This window comes from Azospirillum sp. TSO35-2 (assembly GCF_003116095.1).
Taxonomy (GTDB): domain Bacteria; phylum Pseudomonadota; class Alphaproteobacteria; order Azospirillales; family Azospirillaceae; genus Azospirillum.
In genome coordinates, this window is the sequence record NZ_LGRA01000008.1 from 1151059 (window position 1) to 1151503 (window position 445).

Here is a 445-nt window from a genome sequence, read left to right on the forward strand (position 1 = left end):
CCCCGACGCGCTGACCGCCGGCGGCGCCGTGGTCTGCGGCTCCGGCAAGGAGGTCGCGGAACAGGCCGAGATCGTCTTCGTCATGGTCCCCGACACCCCCGACGTCGACAAGGTGCTGTTCAGCGCCGGCGGCGTCGCCGAGGGGCTGGGCGCCGGCAAGATCGTCGTCGACATGTCCTCGATCTCCCCGGTCGCCACCAAGGACTTCGCCCGCCGCGTCAACGAGCTGGGCTGCGACTACCTCGACGCCCCGGTGTCGGGCGGCGAGGTCGGCGCCAAGGCCGCCTCGCTCACCATCATGGTCGGCGGCCCCGACACAGCCTTCGCCACCGTCAAGCCGCTGTTCGAGCTGATGGGCAAGAACATCACGCTCGTCGGCGGCAACGGCGACGGCCAGACCACCAAGGTCGCCAACCAGATCATCGTCGCCCTGACCATCGAGGCG

Annotated in this window: 1 protein-coding gene; it reads left to right on the forward strand. The window is 70.3% G+C overall.

Features of this window, described 5'->3' with window-relative positions; all coding sequences use genetic code 11:
• Nucleotides 1–445: NAD(P)-binding domain-containing protein (locus tag TSO352_RS06745; protein WP_247871935.1), on the forward strand; the 445-nt coding region annotated here is incomplete at both ends.